Below are 19611 nucleotides of genomic sequence, written 5' to 3'. Positions count from 1 at the left end.
AGCTACTAAATACCTAATTCTAATCTACAAAACCTAACTTATAAATCTAACCTATGAATCCTTAAAAAGCAATCAATACTTGTTGCTTTTACTGAATCTATGCAAACATCTATTGTGTAACTTCTATTTCTATTATAAACCCAACCGATACGCATTGAATGAATCTACTTGAAATGAACCTCCTTTGCTATAAAAACACATACGGTTGTATGGTTCCGATGGAAAGATAAGATTAGTCATTGCTACCTTTCCTCCATTCAGGAATATTTCTACAGAACATTTATCAACAAAGACATCCAACGTATATTTATTCTCTTTCTTTATCGGTGCCCAGGTAGCTAATGCGAAATCATCTATATAATTGATGGAAGTCGTCTTTCTGCGGTCGTGAACCTCTATTTCATGAGGTACACTCTTCTTTCCGAAATCCACGATACCACTTTTCGTCCGGTCCATAACCAATCTCTTTTCCGGAAGATTGAAGTAGATATCCACCTTTTCCCCTTTATCATTAAAGAGGCTGAATCCCATTATCTCCGCTTCTCCGGCGGTAATTTCCAATGCCAGTTCATAAGCACCATCATTATCAGCCAATAAAGAATCAATATGATAATCATTGGCAACCGTAAATGCCGGAATCTCTTTCTTTTCTTTTCGCAGAGTCTTTATCTCCAGTACCGGAGCTGCTGAAAGATAAATTTCACCGTCTTGTGTATAAAGGCTTAACTCACGCGGCAAAGCGTTAGCACTACGAAATTGCTTTGTCGGGACAATATTACAATATTGCCAGTTACTCATCCAAGGAACAGCAATCGTCCGTTCTCCAGTGTTTGAGAAACAAACGGTAGCATAGTGATCTTTGCCCCAATCCAACCATTTCGTGACATTCGACTGACTATCACAACTGAATTTCTTTCCATCAAAGTCTCCTGTAAAGTATTGAGTGGCACTTCCTCCAAAATAACATCCTGGATTGACGTTCACTATCAATGCCCATTTCTTACGGTTCAGATCTCCATCTACCGGAAGTTCCACCATGTCCGGACATTCAAATTGACAAGGTTGCACTCCGTATCCTTCTCCGAAGCTGCTCATATAGTTCCAGTCCTTCAGATTCTTAGAGTCATAGAAACGCATTTCTTTATCGGCGGAGACAATCATCACCCATTTATCTTCCGGTTCATACCGGAACACTTTTGGGTCACGGAAATCTCTCAAACCATCAGCAGGGCACAAGATGGGGTTCTTCTCATATTTAATAAATGTCCGTCCATTATCCTTGCTAAAAGCAAGACATTGGACCTGCCCGTTTTTGTCACTGGCAGAAGTATAAAAAACCAGGATGCTCTCTACTCCATACCCCGCTACATTCTCCTGATCGACAATAGAGCTGCCGGAAAAGATATGTCCCAATGTATCACGGGCAATAGCTGGGGCCAAATGTTCCCAATGTACAAGGTCCTTACTGACAGAATGTCCCCAATGCATATTTCCCCATTTAGAACCGTAAGGGTTATATTGAAAATACAAATGATATTCTCCATCTTTATACACCAATCCGTTGGCATCATTCATCCAGCCATAGAGAGGAGTATGATGGTAAACAGGGCGGAACTTTTCCGTATTGGCTGTATCAAAAGTATCAGATAGCTTGATTTCTTTCCAGCAAAGTGCATCCTTTGATTTATTACGAACACGGACGGTGGCAGCCTTCGCTCCGGCAGGCAAAGCAAAGGGAACAAAATAGTCCACTTGAGTCTGTGCCAGACGAATATCCATATCGGTATCCGCAGCCTCTCCGGTATCAAGCAGAACCTGACTTTCCGCAGCTTCCTCTTCTATAGGAAGCAATATATAATTAGTCGGATTGGTAATGTGGATGACAGTCAGGCTATCCCCTTTCTGTTCCAAGGTCAACTTGCTTTTAGTGGTGTGGCAATAAGTCAGTCCGTAAGAGACTGCCAATGCAAGTATTGCACCTTTACATAGTTTCATCCAAGGGTTTGTTTTCATGGCAACAAAGTATTCCTAGTTTATACAAGCTTTTAATCCAAAATAGACGAAGGCAAAGATAGGGGGTATCTTCGCCTTCGCCTATAAACTTTGTTTCAAAGGGTATCAAATTTGATACAAATCCTAAGAATTTTCTTTTATCATCCAAGAATAAAGACCTGTAACCTCTTTGTTTTCCTGAATTTATTTTTCTACTTTTGAAGCCAATCTTTATTCTTCTACTTATGCCAGCAAATAGAAATGCCTTAATCCGTTATAAAACAATTGATAACTGTCTGCGTAATCCTTATCGACGCTGGACGTTGGAAGATTTGGTAGATGCTTGCTCGGATGCCCTTTATGAATACGAAGGCATCGATAAAGGCATAAGCAAACGTACGGTACAAATGGATATACAGATGATGCGCAGCGAGAAGCTGGGTTATAACGCTCCGATTGTGGTGTACGAAAATAAATACTATAAATACGAAGATCCGGAATACAGCATTACACAAACTCCGCTGAACGAACAAGACCTGAAAACGATGTCGGAAGCAGTGGAAGTGTTGAGGCAGTTTAAAGGCTTCTCCTATTTTACGGAAATGAGCGATATTATCAACCGCCTGGAAGATCACGTTGCTTCTGCCCGGATGAAAACCACTCCTGTCATTGACTTTGAAAAGAATGAATCATTGAAAGGACTGGATTATCTGGATACGATCTATCACGCGATTGTAAACGAGCATCCGATACAGCTCAAATATCGTTCGTTCAAGGCACGTTCGGCCAACAGCTTTATTTTTTATCCTTATCTATTAAAAGAGTATCGCAACCGATGGTTCGTTTATGGTGTCAGAGGAAACGGACGGATCTTGCAAAATTTAGCTTTGGACAGAATACAATCATTGGAGGTTCTGCCACAAGAACATTACATAAAAAATACGTTCTTCGATCCGAACACGTTCTTCGATGATCTGGTAGGAGTCACTAAAAACACTGGAAGTGTAGCGGAGAAAGTCGGTTTCAAGGTAGCGGCTGCCGAAGCACCTTACATCATAACCAAGCCTATACACCGCAGCCAGCAAGTGGTGGAAAGATTAGCTGACGGAAGTGTCATACTGGAAATTGAAGTCGTCATCAACCATGAGTTAGAACGAGTATTCTTCGGATATGCCGAGGGAATACAAGTTCTTTATCCGAAGACTCTGGTAGAATTGATGGGTAGGAAACTAAAAAAGGCTGCTGAACAATATACCCATTCGAAATGAAAAGGGAACACGCCCAATTATCCTATCTGACATTCAAGAAAAACAAAAAAGCATGGAGAGCCTGTCTATTGTTCAACTATGGAAACTTTATTCTTCAAGTAAGGCTCTCGCACATTCGTACCCTTCCTGATAAAACTCTGTCAGCTTTTGCACATCTTTCTCGATGCGGTCTACGGCTACAGGTTTTAACGGGCGAATAACAATAATCTGTCCTTCATCCTCCATGCGCTCTACCATTTCCAACTGCTCATTATAAACAGCACACCGCCGACTTAACGCTTCGCGCAACTTCGGATATTTCCGATATACAAATGAAGGGATACGAATGTCTTTCGAATCTTTCCGATACCCTCGGTTACGGGTGAGTACCACAACATTTCTCGTGCAGCCATCCGTAATGGCTCTTTGCAAAGGAATGGAATCTACAATTCCTCCGTCGAGCATGGGAACCCCGTCTACATAAGTAATAGGACATACAAAAGGGAGACTGCTGGATGCGCGGACAATATCAATCACCCTGCGACTGTCTTTTTTCTCTTCGAAATAGTTGGCTTCTCCCGTGATGCAATTCGTAGTCACCATCACAAAACGTTCCGGTGAAGCAAAATATGTTTCATAATCGTAAGGAAGAATATGTTCGGGGAATTCATTGAATAACAGATCAAAGTCCAGTATATTACGCTTTTTGAGCAAATGTTTCAGACCGATATAATCATACTTCTCCAACAAGTCAATGTTGCTGTACTTGGCACGTCCCCGTTGCCGTGATGCATACGACAACCCGTTGCACGCACCGGCAGACACTCCTATCGCATAGGGAAACCGGATATCGTGATCCATAAAATAATCAAGCACACCGCAGGTGAATACTCCACGCATTCCCCCGCCTTCCAACACTAATCCCGTAGATTCATCAATTTTCAAGTCCTTCATTTTTATCTCCCGTATTCTTATTCCGGCGGATTACCAGCAAAGATGACAATTCACGCATCACAGCCTCATCCTCGGATAATTTCGTATAAGAAAGATGGCTCATTATCAATAACCCGTCTTTCTCTTCAGTCACTAAATCTTCTACTCCCGCAAACCACACTATCATCGTTTGTTCCGGATAACGCACCTGCAAATCGTCAATGCGTCCACGGAACTCTTCATCGTCCGTATCAAAAAGGAAAAGACGTACCGAGTGTCCGTTCTGCAACATCTTATCCAAATAGGAAAAAAGAAACAGATCAATCATTCCGCCGAATACGAAACTGACCGTCGTGCCTTCCCGATACTGACGATTGACAAATACGGCCACCGGACACTTCACCTGCTCCATAATCTCATCAATCTTATCCCGGAAGAGCGTTAACCATAAAATTGCTCCCGGAGTTCCCGGCATATCCGAACGATAATGACTCCCGGCTCCCAAAAGCAGCATATCAGGATGTTCGTTACGGACAAAGTGGATGATTTCCTGTACAAGTTTGTCTGTCACCCGATAATGGTTATCTACCTGGATATTCAATTTCGCTGCCTGTTGATTGAGCAAAGCAAAACTCTCGCTGGCATAATGTTCGGCATTCAACGGATTCAGATCCGTGCCCACCGTATAGTGTGCTGCAATCAAATGATTTTTCTTCAACTGCTTCCCAAATAACAAATCATAAATGGAAAGCAACACACGCCCGGATTCCGGACGCCCGAAACAAAATATCAATTTGTGCTTCAAAGATAATTTTTCTTCCCGACGTACGAAAATATGTTCCACCAAATGAAGCAAAGGAGTAGTCATAAAGGTCGTAACTAGCGCCATAATGACCAAAATTACAAATATAGAAGGAGGAAGAACTCCCATTTCATAACCGATATTCAAAGCGACAAGCTCCATTAATCCCCGTGTATTCATCAATGTCCCTATCGTCAGACTATCCTTCCACGACTCACCCACCAAACGGGCGGCAATGGCACATCCACCCAGTTTGCCGACAACAGCAACCGTCACCAACAGTAAACATACCATCCACAACTCCGGACTGTTTATCAAACCGATTTCCGTGCGCAATCCGGTGAAGGCAAAGAACAGAGGTAAAAAGAAGACTAATGAAATATCTTCCACCTTCTCCATCATCACCTTCCGGAAACCCAGATTGGACGGCATCACTAGCCCTGCCATAAAGGCTCCGAATAGTGCATGAATACCAATAATTTCGGTCAGACAAGAAGAAATAATAAGAATGAGCAGAATAAATGCCACGAATGTTTTATTGATTGCTTCCCGGTTGGCATATACTTCTCCCACTTTCTTCAGAAATGGGCGAACGACCAAAAACATGACCGCAATATAGACAACTGCCAGCCCCACTGAATAAAGTGCACTGGCAAAACTTCCTGCTTTGGAGATAGCAATCACCACTGCCAACAGACACCAGGCTGTCACATCATCATTGGCAGCGGAAGCAATGGTCAGCGTCCCTAAAGGAGTCTTCGTCATATTCCGCTCCTGAATGATGCGCGCCAATACCGGAAAAGCGGTGATACTCATAGAAATACCTATAAACAAAGCAAATGGAAGAAACGGAGTTTGGGCAGCTGCATATTCTTCGTACACCCAGTAAGAAGACAAGATGCCCAGAAAGAAGGGTACTAGGATTCCGGCATGACTAATCACCAGCGTTTCATTGATTTTATTTTTCAGTACACTGAAATCCAGCTCCATACCGATGACAAACATAAAAAGGATCAGTCCCACCTGACTCAACAGTTCAAGATTGGTAAGCGAGTGTGCCGGAAAAAGGAAATGAAAAGCATCCGGAAAGAAAAAGCCGAGTACGGAAGGTCCTAACACAATACCGGCAACAATCTCTCCAATCACTCCCGGTTGCCCGATCAGACTGAACAAATAGCCAAAAAGACGCACCATCAGCAGTACGGCTATAATCTGAATCAACAAGGTAGTGAGCGGATGATGAAGATTATCCTGTATAAACTGGAGAAACATAGTGAATGGATTCCCCTGTACCATGTTCTGCGCATTTACCGCATAGTGCGAAAACCGGTCACCCTCTTCAATAGCAACATAAATCAACCCTCCAAACAGGAGTAACATCAGTACATAAATGACATAATTCTTCCGGGCCCTGTTCCGCATAAACTTTATTTTTACGATTTGTGCATATTTATGGTAAAAACAAACGAAAAAGGCAGATAGTTTGGCGAAAATAACAAATTCTCAAACAAAATCTTGTTTTTTTGCTTCAATCTATGTAACTTTAGGCTAGCTTAATTGTTTAAGGAGGAAAAAATCAAAAAAGTCCTGCCCGCAGGCAAGCACCATGAGAATACAGTTTGAGATTAAAGAAAATTTGCCGGAAATTATCGAAGAAATCTTACACTCTGATAAGTGGCAAACTTCCGTGAAGGAAGAACTGAGCGGTCGGACGACCGTTGTGATCCGTGACCAAGCGTATGGTTCAGAAGCTACCATTGAAATTTATGCTACATCTATTGAAATCAAAACCGCATGGTCAAAGTACTCCTATCGTATATTTGTAACCAACGATATCGTATGGTGCGAATATAACGGTGCCTATCGTGGTCTGTTGGAACAAGTGCTCCTACCTACTATTACTCCTAAAGAAAACCTGCTCAATTCTGACGTGACTGAAAGTTCGCTCTACGGAAATGAGCATAAGAAATTGAGAGAGTATGCAGAAGATAACCTGAAACTGAAACAATTCCGCAGGGAAAACTTCAATGAACAGAAGAATGGAACCGCTCCATTCGATCATCCCAAGCGTGTGTATGATGAGTTTATTAAAGAAGATTATGTAGTAGCACCCAAAGAAGAAGAGAACAAATAATCTGTACTTAATGCTTTACCTTGTGCCATCGTATTGGCACTCCAGTGCCACCATATTGACACAGTCGTGCCAGTAAGGTGGCATGATTGTGCCAATAAAAAAGGTTGAACAATTATCAAACGCTCTCTCTCATAAATTTTATAGCCGTACCCACTACCTCCAACCCGGGTCACTTCCAAACGGTATCTATTTACCGGATGCACATACACATACATGATTCCCACTAAAAGCAGTAAGACAAAGCAACTAACACCTATTACTTTTTTATTTCTCTTCATATTCGTATGGTTTCAACTCCCAGGTATCATCGTAATAATAAGTGGAAGATCCTCCTGTAGCTATAATTCCCCGTTTTCCGGTAGAAAAACATACAGCTTTCGAGCGTGTGCTTCCTTCGAAATCGGTCAAATCCTCCCCATCTCACAGGTCTGTCAAAGGGTCGTAAATCCAGTAGTTAGAGCGGTAACTGCTTCCTGCAGTCTGTCCTGATCTCAATTTTCCTTTATCTTCCTCTGTGTCCTCTGCGTCCTCTGTGGTGAAATAATCTGTGTAAATCTGTGTAATCTGTGGTGAAACTTTCCTATATTTGTAGCCAAAACAATTTAATATTAATTTCATAGGAATGAAAAAGACAATCCTTATTGCTGCTTTAGGCTTGTTCAGCCTAAACATCATGGCACAAGATGCAAAACCTGAAGAAGGTTTTGTTTTCACGACAGTGAAAGAAAACCCGATTACTTCTATCAAGAATCAAAATCGTTCGAGCACTTGCTGGAGTTTCTCAACTCTCGGATTCATTGAATCAGAATTGCTTCGCTTAGGTAAAGGCGAGTATGACCTGTCTGAAATGTTTGTCGTACACAAAACGATGCAGGATCGCGGAGTAAACTATGTACGCTATCATGGTGACAGTTCTTTCTCCCCGGGCGGAAGTTTTTATGATGTAATGTACTGCATCAAGAATTATGGTATTGTTCCTCAAGAGGTGATGCCGGGTATCATGTACGGTGACACGTTGCCGGTGCATAACGAACTGGATGCTGTTGCTTCCGGTTACATCAATGCTATTGCGAAAGGTAAGTTGAGCAAACTGACTCCGGTATGGAAAAACGGACTAAGCGCTATTTATGATACTTATCTGGGAGCATGCCCGGAGAAGTTCACATACAAAGGCAAAGAATATACTCCGAAGACTTTTTCTGAATCACTGGGATTGAACTGTGACGACTATGTATCACTGACTTCTTATACACATCATCCATTCTATTCTCAATTCGCAATCGAGATTCAGGATAATTGGCGCAATGGTTTATCCTACAACCTGCCTATCGAAGAGCTGATGGCTGTGATGGACAATGCTGTAAAGAAAGGTTATACTTTTGCATGGGGTAGTGACGTCAGCGAACAGGGATTCACACGTGACGGTATCGCCGTTATGCCAGATGTAAACAAAGAATCTGAACTTTCCGGTTCGGATATGGCTCGCTGGACCGGCCTGACTGCTGCTAACAAACGTCAAATGATGACAACCAAACCATACCCGGAAATCGACGTCACTCAAGAAATGCGCCAAGTTGCTTTCGACAATTGGGAAACTACGGACGACCACGGAATGGTAATCTACGGTATCGCTAAAGACCAAAACGGAAAAGAATACTTCATGGTGAAGAATTCTTGGGGTAAATCAGGCAAATACAATGGTATCTGGTATGCTTCCAAAGCATTCGTTGCTTACAAGACTATGAATATTCTTGTACACAAAGACGCACTGCCTAAAGAGATTGCTAAAAAACTGGGAATCAAATAAACGAGTACCCATCCTTTATAAATAAAAAGCCTCATTAGCTACAAATAGCTTCTGAGGCTTTTTTAAGCAGTTATTTTCCGGGATTACTCCATGTTATCGAAACCAAAGTAAGACTGCTGCTTTTTTCCTCCAAATAGAATCGACCAAAGAACGGATTTCAACGGTAAACAGTTTTGTTCTATTTTTAAGATTCTACCGTTTGACAGTGGCTATGAATCAAATCAAGCAGAGAATAAAATGCATGAATTAATGCAAGATTATACACATACAGCCCCTTATTATGCATAAATACAAGGAAAAACAGACGGTCTTTATGGTATAAATGCACCCTTGCTTTTAATGAAACGCAGGCTTGGTCGGTGAGAAACGCATCCTTGCTCACCGACCAAGCCAGCGTTCATCGGTGAGAAAGGATTTTGGGGCTGAAAGAAGAGCCATTTCCAAGTTATTTCACTTCAGAATCCATTGATTCTTTATATAGCAAATAGCTATATAATAGGAAAAGAATCATTCATTTACTCCGACTCTGAAAGCAAATAAGTACCAAAAGGATCTTCCATCAGCAAAGCGCTGTCTTTTCGCATTTCCCTGATACATATTTAAGCGATTTTTTATCAACCTCTTGCATACCGGCTCTGATTGACAGCAGGGAGAATGTATAAAACATCCCATTTTTATGTATAGTCCAATTTTAAGCAGACGCAGATTTATTTCTCGCGATATTCCAGCGGAGTCATCTTCACCTTTTTACGAAAGTATTTATTGAAAAAAGAATGATTGTTAAAGCCTAACGAGAAAGCTATTTCTTTCACCGGCAACCGGGTGGTTTTCAATTGGGCCTTCGCATTCATAATAATAATTTCTGTAATGATTGCCAACGGACTGTATCCGCTTGCCCGACGGATGGCACTTGAGAAATGTGCCGCAGTAACCCCACACTTCTCCGCATAAAACGCCACTTCATGCTCTTTGGTATAATGAACCATCAACAACTGTATAAACTGCCTGTACAACTCCTGTTCTCTTCTCAAAGGTTCATCGAGCTTCTTGCCATAGCGTTTATACAATTCTTTCGTTCCCTGCAAAAAAATAGCCAGTACGGAACGTATGATCTCTTTATTTTCTAATGAATGTGGGAGTGTATAAGCACGAATCAGTAAAAGATATACATTCCGGTATAAGCCGGCAACATCCTCTTGCAGAGAAATGACCGGACTGTTCAATATCATAGGCATAAAGTCCAGCAGGATTTCCACATAATTGCCCGAAAGCATAAAATCGGACGAGAAACCGGCAAAAGAAATACGGGTATCGGACGAAACTTCGTGTATCTGAATGAATGAATTAGGAAGAACAACGATGAAATCATTCTTACGAATGACAATCTCCAACAAATTAATGGTAGCTCTGACCATCCCTTCCGTACAAAGCATAAAGACACCGGCTTTTATTTTACAGGGGAAATTACCATAGTAGTTTAAGATATCTCCGGTGATACTGTCATCTGCTATAAAATCAACCGGAAGGTCAAATTTAGGAAAGGATTCGTTAGTTGTCATCGTCAGTTCTTTTTTAATTTACCAAAAATATCCATTTCATCCGGATTCCGGACAACAAGTTCAAAAATGGTATATTATATCCTACAAATAGAACATTATTTTCTTCTTTATTAGAATTGTATTTAAGAAAATAGCAAATATAGAATATTGAATCCCAAGAATGGAGCTTGACGGCAGTCACCTATTAGCCGTACTTTGCATCGTTTTAATAAATATGTTGAAATAAAACCTAGAAGAGAATGAGAACTTTAAAAAGACTTTTTTATGTAGCTTGTACGGCTTTCCTCCTTACATCTTGCGAGGAAACCTATAATGGCAAGCTATTCTGGCCGGGTGAACTCTGCCAGGAGTATGGCTCATACATCAAACCGGCTACCTTGAACCTGACCTACAGCGGGGAGAAACTCGTTGGAAAAACTGTCGATTTTAAAACAGAAGACAGTGAAAAAGGAACCTTGACACTGAATGACATTATCCCGGGAGAGAAACAAACTCCTCTTCCAATCAGTCTGTGCGAACAGGAAGACTCTTATACATTTAGCGGCAAAAACGTCACGATGGGAGGAGCAACCGTGACATATAGCGGTGCCATCACTCCGAAAACAATGAAACTAGATTTGGATGTAGTAATGCCGCAAAGTAAATGGAAGAAAAGTTATGGCATATCCAATTTCACTAAAGGAAAGAAAATGACTGTCACTTACAGCGGAGGGCAATATGTATGGAAAGAAACGAATGAAATCTTAACCGGAGGATTTTATGTCCATCTGGATGACGTGGAACTGACCAAAGCGGGCAGTACACTGTTTTTAAGGATGAAACTGATTCAAAATGCACTTTGCTATTTCATACCGCAACTTCTTCAGACAATCACCCTACAACCCGACGGTAACCTTGTAGCCAATTATACGACGAGTCCCGTTTACATCGGCAGCGTACCGATCAATAACATAGATCCGGATAAAGACGTCGGTACCATCGCAACATTTGTCACCAAGTTTATGATTGGTTTACTGACGGAAAAAGATATCAATAATGCATTGACAGACCGTACGTGGACCGCTTCACCAATTAATCTAATCACCTGGACAGAGGAGAGCGATAGACTTAAAATAAACCTGAACTTACCGGCAATTATCAGTCTGGCAACCAAGGACGGTGAAACTCCTATCGATTCAGGACTGGTTTCCGGAATTATGGAAGCTCTTGCCCAATCCAATCCTGTACAACTGAAACTGTTGCTCGGAATCGTAAACTCCATGATCGACAATCCATTGCTCGGTATCATAACCAGCATGGATACGGCGAGCTTCCAGCAGGTATTCTACTTACTGACTGAAGGAATTATCTTTCATATAGAAGAGGAAGACGGACATACCCATCTTTACTTAACCAAAGAGTCGACAACTGCTTTCATTCAATTATTGCCCGGACTGCAACCAATAGTGGAAGGAATGTTGCCGGAAAGCATGGCCAACAATACTGTATTTAAAAACCTGCTCGGACTTCTCATGGGAAATGACGAAAATGGTCTGCCGGTTTTATGGAATGCAGCCAATACTATTGACTTAGGATTGGATCTTCTGCCACAAGAATAAACATCAACTATGAATATCAAAAAAGAAAACAATGAAGAAAATATATATTCTAACTTTGCTACTATGCTTCACCAGCCTTGGGAGTAGTTTTGCCCAAACGCTGAAAGGACATATATATGATGCAAATACCAATGAGCCATTGGTGGGAGCAGCCGTTACGTATAAGTTACAGGGTAACCAGGGAGTAGTGTCCGACATCCATGGGGCTTATGAAATCAAACTGCCCGAAGGGGGTGTCGATCTCGTATTCAGTTATGTGGGCTACGAAGATGTACTGATGCCGATCGTAATCGACAGACGTGAGGTAATCACCAAAAACGTCTACATGAAAGAAAGCACCAAACTGTTGGAGGAAGTCGTGGTCAGCGCCGGACGTTTTGAACAGAAATTGAGTAATGTCACAGTTTCCATGGATGTAGTGAAAGCCGGTGACATTGCCCGCCAGGCACCAACAGATATATCGTCTACCCTCCGCACTCTTCCGGGAGTGGATATTGTAGACAAACAACCTTCCATACGTGGTGGTAGCGGATGGACATACGGAGTAGGTGCACGTAGTCAGATTCTGGTGGATGGTATGAGTACCCTGAATCCCAAGACAGGCGAAATCAACTGGAACACCGTACCTTTGGAGAATATCGAGCAGATTGAAGTAATCAAAGGAGCCTCTTCCGTTTTATATGGTTCATCGGCTTTGAATGGTATCATCAATATCCGCACCGCACGTCCGGGGTTAGCTCCGAAAACACGTTTCAGCGCATATCTCGGTATCTATGGCGACGCGGAGAATGACGAATACCAATGGAGTGACAAGAGTTTCTGGAAAGAAGATAAATATTCGGTCAAACCGATTCTGCGCGGAAATCTTCTTAGTGGTGTGCGTAATCCGATTTACGAAGGATTCGATCTCTCCCACGCCCGTCGTATCGGTAATTTCGACGTCAGTGGCAGCCTTAATCTTTTCACCGATGAAGGATACCGCCAGCAAGGATATAACAAACGTTTCCGCATGGGAGGTAACCTAACCTATCACCAACCGGACATGGGAATGAAACTGTTGAACTATGGTTTTAATATCGATTTCCTGTCTAATCAATATGGTGACTTTTTTATCTGGCGTTCACCGACAGAGGTGTACAAGCCCTCTCCTTTCACCAACATGGGCAGGGAAGATAATAATTTCCATATCGACCCGTTTGTCAACTATGTGAATCCGGAAAACGGTACGTCACATAAGATCAAGGGACGTTTCTATTATAGTGCCGACAATATCGTACGTCCTAACCAGGGAGCATCCATCATGGATATTCTGGGCAATATGGGGACAGATGCCCAAACGATACAGAATATTGCAGGCGGTGATTACAGCTCGCTCTATCCGGCATTGGTGGGAATCGGTTCAGGACTAATCAATGGTAATCTGGAAGACGCCATGAATGGAGTATTCACTTCATTAGGCAATATCTTCCCTAACGCGACGACTGCCGATTATTGTGATCTGATTTCCTGGGTGATGGACAGCGGGCTACCCAGTGATTTGGGAGGACTGACAAACGGACAATTGCCTGGTGATCTGATTCCCTGGGTGTCCGACGTACTCAATCCTTCACGAAATACTCCTAAGACGCAGACTGATAAAAGCACTAACTATTATCTCGATTATCAGTTCAACAAGAAATGGGACAGTGGCGCACAAATCACTACCGGAGCCACTTATGAGCATGTACGGTATAATTCGGCCATCATGGACGAAGTCTACAAAAGCGATAACATAGCTGCTTTCTTCCAGTACGACCAACGTTTTTGGGATCGTCTAAGCGTATCTGCCGGTGTGCGTGCCGAATACTATCGTGTAAACAATCACCATCGTGAAGCAGAAACAAAGATATTCGGAACTAAAGTTCCATTCCGCCCCGTGTTCCGTGCCGGACTGAACTATCAGTTGGCTGATTACAGTTTTATCCGTGCCAGCTTCGGACAAGGTTACCGTAACCCGTCCATCAACGAGAAATACCTGCGCAAGGATATTGGAGGAGTCGGCGTTTACCCGAATCTGGATATCAAACCGGAAAAAGGGTTTAATGCGGAATTGGGATTCAAGCAAGGGTATAAGATTGGCAATTTCCAGGGATTTGTAGATGTCGCAGGATTCTATACACAATATAAGGATATGGTCGAATTCCAGTTCGGACTATTCAATAATGCGGACTATACGATGATTAACAGCATCAGTGATGCCATCCGGATGATAACCGGTGGTCAAGGTTTCGGAATCGGAGCACAGTTTCATAACGTATCGAAAGCACAAATCTACGGAGTAGAAATATCGACAAACGGTGTTTATAACTTCAATAAGAACACAAAGTTGTTCTATAACTTAGGATATGTATACACCGAACCCCGTGACGCGGATTATAAGGAACGCAATGAAGCGGAAGATCTTTATACCGATCCTCTTCAAATGAAAGAAAAATCGAACACCGGAAAGTATTTGAAGTATCGTCCGAAACACAGCTTTAAAGCGACGGTAGATTTCCAGTGGAAACGTATCAATCTGGGTGCAAACGTTGCCTGGAAGAGTAAAATCCTCGCAGTGGATTACCTGATGATGGATGAACGTCCGAAAGCACAACTCGACTTGATGGATTACGTTCGCGGCATCGCGTTCGGTTATTCTAAAGGAGAGACTTTGGCTACTTATTGGAAAAAACATAATACGGACTATGCCACAGTAGATATGCGCCTTGGAGTAAAAGCGTCCAAAGAAGTAGCTTTTCAGTTTATGGTCAACAACTTGTTAAATAAAGAATACAGCTACCGCCCGATGGCAGTTGCCGCTCCACGCACGTTTGTTGTTAAGATGGATATTACTTTCTAAATAACTTTTAGAATTTACAACCGATTCAGAAGCGGCTGCACGATGCAGCCGCTTTCTTTTTTTCCGCATCTGTCATCATTTATCTATATATTGCGTATCTTTACCCCGCGAAAACGAGAAAAAACAGTCGATAAAATGAAAAAACAAATCCTACTTATTGCCATCTTATTATGTTCAGCCTTTGTACAGGCACAAGAAGTTTTTGTAACCGCAGATTTTGTAAGTAGCTACATCTGGCGTGGTATAGACAGCGGCAATGCAAGTGTGCAACCCTCACTCGGCCTCAACTGGAAAGGCCTGACCGTCTATGCATGGGGTTCTACCGAATTTCGCGAAAAGAATAATGAGATAGACTTGTCACTGGAGTACGAATACAAAAACCTGACTCTCTACGCCAACAACTATTTTACCCAAACAGAAGAAGAACCTTTCAAATACTTCAATTACAATTCACATTCCACCGGACATACTTTTGAAGTAGGAGCCGGATATATGCTTAGTGAGAAATTTCCATTATCAGTCAGCTGGTACACCACCTTTGCCGGAAACGACTACCGTGAAAACGGAAACCGTGCCTGGTCCAGCTATTGCGAATTGAGTTATCCGTTCAGCGTGAAAGATGTAAATATGAGCGTCGAAGCAGGTTTTACCCCTTGGGAAAGTATGTACTCCGACAAATTCAATGTAGTCAATATCGGATTATCCGCAACGAAAGAAATCAAAATAACGTCCAACTTCTCTCTGCCCATATTCGGAAAGCTAATAGCCAACCCCTATGAAGAGCAACTTTATTTTGTATTCGGAATTACGTTGTAGATGATTCTTACACTCAATTATTAACTAATAAATTACCCCCATGAAAAAACACTTTCTTATTTTCGGAGCAGGCCTCCTTCTATTAAGTGCCTGTAATTCGGTCAAAGCACCGGAAGCTATCCTGCCCATTCCCGAAGCCAAGCAGGTAGAATGGCAAAAAATGGAAACGTACGCTTTCGTACACTTCGGACTTAACACATTCAACGACCGCGAATGGGGATACGGTGATTCCGATCCTAAAACATTCAATCCTACCCGACTGGATTGCGAGCAATGGGTACAGACCTTTGTGAAATCCGGCATGAAAGGAGTGATCCTGACAGCCAAACATCACGACGGATTCTGCCTGTGGCCTACTCAACTGACAGAATATTGCATCCGTAACACCCCGTATAAAGACGGAAAAGGCGACATCGTTCGCGAACTATCGGATGCCTGCAAGAAGTACGGCATTAAATTCGCAGTTTATCTTTCTCCCTGGGACAGGCATCAAGCCAACTACGGTTCTCCCGAATACGTAGAATACTTCTATAAACAGCTCAACGAGCTATTAACCAACTATGGTGATGTTTTTGAAATCTGGTTTGACGGTGCCAATGGCGGAGACGGCTGGTATGGCGGAGCAAAAGACAGCCGTACTATCGACCGCAAAACTTATTACGATTATCCGCGAGCCTATAAGTTGATCGACGAGTTGCAACCACAAGCTGTTATCTTCTCGGATGGAGGTCCGGGCTGCCGTTGGGTAGGTAACGAAAACGGATTTGCAGGAGCTACCAACTGGTCTTTTCTCCGTGCCGGAGAAGTTTATCCGGGTTACCCCAAATATCGTGAATTGCAATATGGCCATGCCGACGGCAACCAATGGGTAGCCGCAGAATGTGACGTATCCATCCGTCCGGGATGGTTCTATCATCCGGAAGAAGACGACCGTGTGAAAACAGCGGATGCATTGACCGATCTGTATTACCGTAGCGTAGGTCATAACGCAACATTGTTACTCAACTTCCCGGTCGATCGTGACGGACTGATTCATCCGACAGACTCTGCCAACGCCGTAAACTTCCACCAGAACGTACAAAAACAACTGGCACACAACCTATTGGCCGGACTTTCTCCCAAAGCATCGGACGAACGGGGAAAAACATCCTCTGCAAAAGCGGTGACCGATGGTGAGTATGATACTTATTGGGCTACCAATGACGGTGTCAATTCTGCCACCATCGAGTTTGACCTGCCTCAAACGGAAAAGATTAACCGCATGATGTTACAGGAATATATACCTCTGGGGCAACGTGTCAAATCATTCGTTGTAGAATACAACCAGGAAGGCGAATGGCTTCCGGTAAAATTGAATGAAGAAACGACCACTATCGGATATAAACGCCTTCTTCGTTTCGAGACAGTCACCACAGATAAGATCCGTGTCCGTTTTACAGATTCGCGAGCTTGCCTCTGTATCAATAACATAGAAGCCTATTATGCAGGAGAGAGTTCCGATACATATACCGCAAAAGCAGAAGAGTTGAAGAGTTATCCGTTCACGCTCATTGGAGTAGATGCGGAAGAAGCACAGAAATGTATGGATAAAAACAATCAGACCACCTGCTTCATCAACGGAAATACATTATTGATTGATTTGGGAGAGGAACGCACAATCACCTCCTTCCATTATCTCCCCGACCAGAGTGAATATAATAAAGGAATAATCAGCTCTTATGAAATCTCTGTCGGCACGGATAGTAATGCTGTCAATCAGGTAGTAGCCAAAGATGAATTTTCCAATATAAAGAATAATCCGATTCTGCAATCGGTTTACTTTACTCCGGTAAACGCCCGCTATGTTCAGTTGAAAGCAACACGGATGATACATGATAGTGAACCGATGGGACTGGCCGAAATCGGTATACAATAAAATAAGTAACTGTCATTTTAACACTTAAAGAGAATAAATAGCTGTATCTCTTGGCTTCTCGAATAATTTATATAACTTTGTTCGTAAATAAAAAGCAATAAATATGAAACGTCCACAAATTGTAGAACGAATACGGAAGGCTTTAACACAGGTGGCACCGGAAGCTCAAGCCATTTTATATGGTAGTGAGGCACGTGGGGATGCCCGTCCTGATAGCGATATTGATTTATTGATATTGGTTGACGGTAATAAATTGACCGTCAAAGAAGAAGACCGTATCATCACTCCGCTCTACGATATAGAAATAGAAACGGGAGTGCAAATAAATGCACGTGTCTTGCTGAAAAAGATTTGGGAAAACCGTCCTTTTCAGACACCTTTTGGTATGAATGTAATGAAAGAGGGGATCGTACTATGAAAGAACAATTAAACAGGGAAAATATTGAGGCACTGTCAGCTTACCGTTTTCTACGTGCTAAAGAAACGCTGAAAGAAATACCCTATCTAAAACAACAAGGCTATTATAATACGGCTGTAAACCGTCTTTATTATGCCTGTTATTATGCAGCAGTCGCTCTGCTTATTAAACACGAGATAAATCCTGGTACCCATGCAGGTGTCAAACAGATGATAGGATTGCATTTCGTCGCTACCGGTCGTATGTCACGTGAATTGGGACGTTGTTTTTCCTTACTTTTCGAACGTCGGCATAGTAGTGATTATGATGATTTTGCCTATTCAAGTGAGGAAGAAATAGACGAATTGCTGCCTAAAGCAACTGACTTTATTGAAGCCATCGAAGTTCTGCTGAAGGAATAAAAGGATGTTATATTTGTAACTTCCATTTCTATTCCGCCATTTTAAGAACCCTATAAAAACCCTCCTATTTTGCTCAAAATTCTTAAACCTGTGCATTTTTTACTCGGATTTCTTGTCAGAACCAAGCGTTTGAGTAAATTTGCACGCTGATAGTTAACCGGATAGTTTGGATAGCAAGAGATTACTACTTGACTACTGGCTGCTAACTTGTAGAAATACTAATACTAAAATTTATAGCATGAGTTTGAAAATTGTTGTATTGGCAAAACAAGTTCCCGACACACGTAACGTTGGGAAAGATGCCATGAAAGCCGACGGAACGATTAACCGCGCGGCACTCCCCGCCATCTTCAACCCCGAAGACCTGAATGCTCTCGAGCAAGCTCTCCGATTGAAAGATGCTCATCCAGGCTCTACCGTAACCGTTTTGACAATGGGACCGGGACGGGCAGCCGACATTATTCGTGAAGGACTTTTCCGTGGTGCAGATAACGGTTACTTATTAACTGACCGTGCTTTCGCTGGTGCAGACACACTGGCTACGTCTTACGCACTTGCCACTGCCATCCGCAAAATCGGTGAGTATGACATTATTATCGGTGGCCGTCAGGCAATCGACGGTGACACGGCACAGGTAGGTCCGCAGGTAGCAGAAAAGCTGGGATTGACGCAAATCACATACGCAGAAGAAATTCTGGAAGTAGGCGATGGTAAGATTAAGGTGAAACGTCACATCGACGGTGGTGTTGAAACTGTAGAAGGCCCGCTGCCTATCGTGATTACTGTCAACGGTTCTGCAGCTCCTTGCCGTCCGCGTAACGCTAAATTGGTTCAGAAATACAAGCATGCCAAGACTGTGACTGAAAAACAGCAAGGCAATCTTGACTATACAGACCTGTACGACAAGCGCGATTATCTGAATCTGGCAGAATGGAGCGTAGCCGACGTAAACGGTGACCTCGCACAATGCGGTCTGTCCGGTTCGCCGACAAAAGTGAAAGCCATCCAGAACATCGTGTTCCAGGCTAAAGAGAGCAAAACCATCAGCGGCAGCGACCGTGACGTGGAAGACCTGATTGTTGAACTATTAGCTAACCACACCATCGGATAA

Annotated in this window: 15 protein-coding genes and 1 pseudogene; 10 read left to right on the top strand and 6 right to left on the bottom strand. The window is 42.6% G+C overall.

The window, feature by feature from the left end; genetic code table 11:
• Positions 1 to 132: 132 nt before the first annotated feature.
• Entirely contained in the window at positions 133 to 2013 is a 1881-nt protein-coding gene (locus LPH68_RS12335) for a DUF4980 domain-containing protein (RefSeq protein WP_151923448.1), read from the bottom strand.
• A 224-nt stretch (positions 2014 to 2237) separates the two neighbouring features.
• Between LPH68_RS12335 and LPH68_RS12330 the strand changes: the two genes are divergently transcribed.
• Complete coding sequence (locus LPH68_RS12330) at positions 2238 to 3260, top strand: YafY family protein (RefSeq protein WP_015531547.1); 1023 nt, start codon at positions 2238 to 2240, stop codon at positions 3258 to 3260.
• An 87-nt stretch (positions 3261 to 3347) separates the two neighbouring features.
• Here the strand turns inward: LPH68_RS12330 and LPH68_RS12325 are convergent, their stop codons facing one another.
• Together LPH68_RS12325 and LPH68_RS12320 are read right to left on the bottom strand one after the other, a co-directional pair.
• Positions 3348 to 4193 (bottom strand): patatin family protein, encoded by an 846-nt coding sequence (locus LPH68_RS12325; protein WP_004321607.1) that lies wholly within the window; start codon positions 4191 to 4193, stop codon positions 3348 to 3350.
• Positions 4174 to 6396 (bottom strand): cation:proton antiporter, encoded by a 2223-nt coding sequence (locus LPH68_RS12320; protein ID WP_015531548.1) that lies wholly within the window; start codon positions 6394 to 6396, stop codon positions 4174 to 4176. The genes LPH68_RS12325 and LPH68_RS12320 overlap by 20 nt, the downstream gene beginning before the upstream one ends.
• Positions 6397 to 6580: 184 nt before the next feature.
• Between LPH68_RS12320 and LPH68_RS12315 the strand changes: the two genes are divergently transcribed.
• Complete coding sequence (locus LPH68_RS12315) at positions 6581 to 7108, top strand: hypothetical protein (protein ID WP_004314253.1); 528 nt, start codon at positions 6581 to 6583, stop codon at positions 7106 to 7108.
• Here LPH68_RS12315 and LPH68_RS12310 read toward each other — a convergent pair.
• The gene (locus LPH68_RS12310; protein WP_008025926.1) at positions 7072 to 7386 is read right to left on the bottom strand and encodes a hypothetical protein; all 315 of its coding nucleotides are present in this window, start codon (positions 7384 to 7386) and stop codon (positions 7072 to 7074) included. The genes LPH68_RS12315 and LPH68_RS12310 overlap by 37 nt on opposite strands.
• Positions 7373 to 7597 (bottom strand): annotated as a pseudogene (locus tag LPH68_RS12305) (hypothetical protein); the annotation flags it as partial. The gene LPH68_RS12310 and the pseudogene LPH68_RS12305, both read right to left, overlap by 14 nt.
• A 133-nt stretch (positions 7598 to 7730) precedes the next feature.
• Between LPH68_RS12305 and LPH68_RS12300 the strand changes: the two are divergent.
• On the top strand, positions 7731 to 8915 hold the full coding sequence (locus LPH68_RS12300; protein ID WP_004314251.1) for an aminopeptidase C: 1185 nt from the start codon (positions 7731 to 7733) through the stop codon (positions 8913 to 8915).
• Between the two features lie 707 nt (positions 8916 to 9622).
• Here LPH68_RS12300 and LPH68_RS12295 read toward each other — a convergent pair.
• Complete coding sequence (locus LPH68_RS12295; protein WP_032851078.1) at positions 9623 to 10474, bottom strand: AraC family transcriptional regulator; 852 nt, start codon at positions 10472 to 10474, stop codon at positions 9623 to 9625.
• A 239-nt stretch (positions 10475 to 10713) separates the two neighbouring features.
• On the opposite strand from LPH68_RS12295, the gene LPH68_RS12290 reads away from it, so the two are divergent.
• From LPH68_RS12290 to LPH68_RS12260, 7 genes are all read left to right on the top strand, one after another.
• A complete protein-coding gene (locus tag LPH68_RS12290) occupies positions 10714 to 12072 on the top strand; it encodes a DUF4925 domain-containing protein (RefSeq protein WP_151923449.1) in 1359 nt (452 codons plus the stop codon).
• A gap of 31 nt (positions 12073 to 12103) precedes the next feature.
• Positions 12104 to 14950: a TonB-dependent receptor gene (locus LPH68_RS12285; RefSeq protein ID WP_151923450.1), complete on the top strand. Its 2847-nt coding sequence runs from the start codon at positions 12104 to 12106 to the stop codon at positions 14948 to 14950.
• Between the two features lie 135 nt (positions 14951 to 15085).
• Positions 15086 to 15766: a hypothetical protein gene (locus LPH68_RS12280; protein WP_151923451.1), complete on the top strand. Its 681-nt coding sequence runs from the start codon at positions 15086 to 15088 to the stop codon at positions 15764 to 15766.
• Between the two features lie 40 nt (positions 15767 to 15806).
• Positions 15807 to 17681, top strand: coding sequence for an alpha-L-fucosidase (locus LPH68_RS12275; RefSeq protein WP_230296944.1), 1875 nt, complete (start codon positions 15807 to 15809; stop codon positions 17679 to 17681).
• Positions 17682 to 17784: 103 nt separating this feature from the next.
• The gene (locus tag LPH68_RS12270; RefSeq protein WP_009039295.1) at positions 17785 to 18099 is read left to right on the top strand and encodes a nucleotidyltransferase domain-containing protein; all 315 of its coding nucleotides are present in this window, start codon (positions 17785 to 17787) and stop codon (positions 18097 to 18099) included.
• The gene (locus LPH68_RS12265; RefSeq protein ID WP_009039294.1) at positions 18096 to 18500 is read left to right on the top strand and encodes a HEPN domain-containing protein; all 405 of its coding nucleotides are present in this window, start codon (positions 18096 to 18098) and stop codon (positions 18498 to 18500) included. Before LPH68_RS12270 ends, LPH68_RS12265 begins: the two co-directional genes overlap by 4 nt.
• Positions 18501 to 18738: 238 nt before the next feature.
• On the top strand, positions 18739 to 19611 hold the full coding sequence (locus tag LPH68_RS12260) for an electron transfer flavoprotein subunit beta/FixA family protein (protein WP_004314244.1): 873 nt from the start codon (positions 18739 to 18741) through the stop codon (positions 19609 to 19611).

It is taken from the genome of Bacteroides sp. 1_1_30, from assembly GCF_020982715.1.
GTDB lineage: Bacteria > Bacteroidota > Bacteroidia > Bacteroidales > Bacteroidaceae > Bacteroides > Bacteroides xylanisolvens.
This window is presented reverse-complemented; position numbering and strand designations above follow the sequence as displayed.

Coding starts and splice junctions, on each gene's coding strand:
- LPH68_RS12335 (WP_151923448.1), bottom strand. CDS start 2,013: ATGAAAACAAACCCTTGGATGAAACTATGTAAAGGTGCAATACTTGCA.
- LPH68_RS12330 (WP_015531547.1), top strand. CDS start 2,238: ATGCCAGCAAATAGAAATGCCTTAATCCGTTATAAAACAATTGATAAC.
- LPH68_RS12325 (WP_004321607.1), bottom strand. CDS start 4,193: ATGAAGGACTTGAAAATTGATGAATCTACGGGATTAGTGTTGGAAGGC.
- LPH68_RS12320 (WP_015531548.1), bottom strand. CDS start 6,396: ATGCGGAACAGGGCCCGGAAGAATTATGTCATTTATGTACTGATGTTA.
- LPH68_RS12315 (WP_004314253.1), top strand. CDS start 6,581: ATGAGAATACAGTTTGAGATTAAAGAAAATTTGCCGGAAATTATCGAA.
- LPH68_RS12310 (WP_008025926.1), bottom strand. CDS start 7,386: ATGAAGAGAAATAAAAAAGTAATAGGTGTTAGTTGCTTTGTCTTACTG.
- LPH68_RS12300 (WP_004314251.1), top strand. CDS start 7,731: ATGAAAAAGACAATCCTTATTGCTGCTTTAGGCTTGTTCAGCCTAAAC.
- LPH68_RS12295 (WP_032851078.1), bottom strand. CDS start 10,474: ATGACAACTAACGAATCCTTTCCTAAATTTGACCTTCCGGTTGATTTT.
- LPH68_RS12290 (WP_151923449.1), top strand. CDS start 10,714: ATGAGAACTTTAAAAAGACTTTTTTATGTAGCTTGTACGGCTTTCCTC.
- LPH68_RS12285 (WP_151923450.1), top strand. CDS start 12,104: ATGAAGAAAATATATATTCTAACTTTGCTACTATGCTTCACCAGCCTT.
- LPH68_RS12280 (WP_151923451.1), top strand. CDS start 15,086: ATGAAAAAACAAATCCTACTTATTGCCATCTTATTATGTTCAGCCTTT.
- LPH68_RS12275 (WP_230296944.1), top strand. CDS start 15,807: ATGAAAAAACACTTTCTTATTTTCGGAGCAGGCCTCCTTCTATTAAGT.
- LPH68_RS12270 (WP_009039295.1), top strand. CDS start 17,785: ATGAAACGTCCACAAATTGTAGAACGAATACGGAAGGCTTTAACACAG.
- LPH68_RS12265 (WP_009039294.1), top strand. CDS start 18,096: ATGAAAGAACAATTAAACAGGGAAAATATTGAGGCACTGTCAGCTTAC.
- LPH68_RS12260 (WP_004314244.1), top strand. CDS start 18,739: ATGAGTTTGAAAATTGTTGTATTGGCAAAACAAGTTCCCGACACACGT.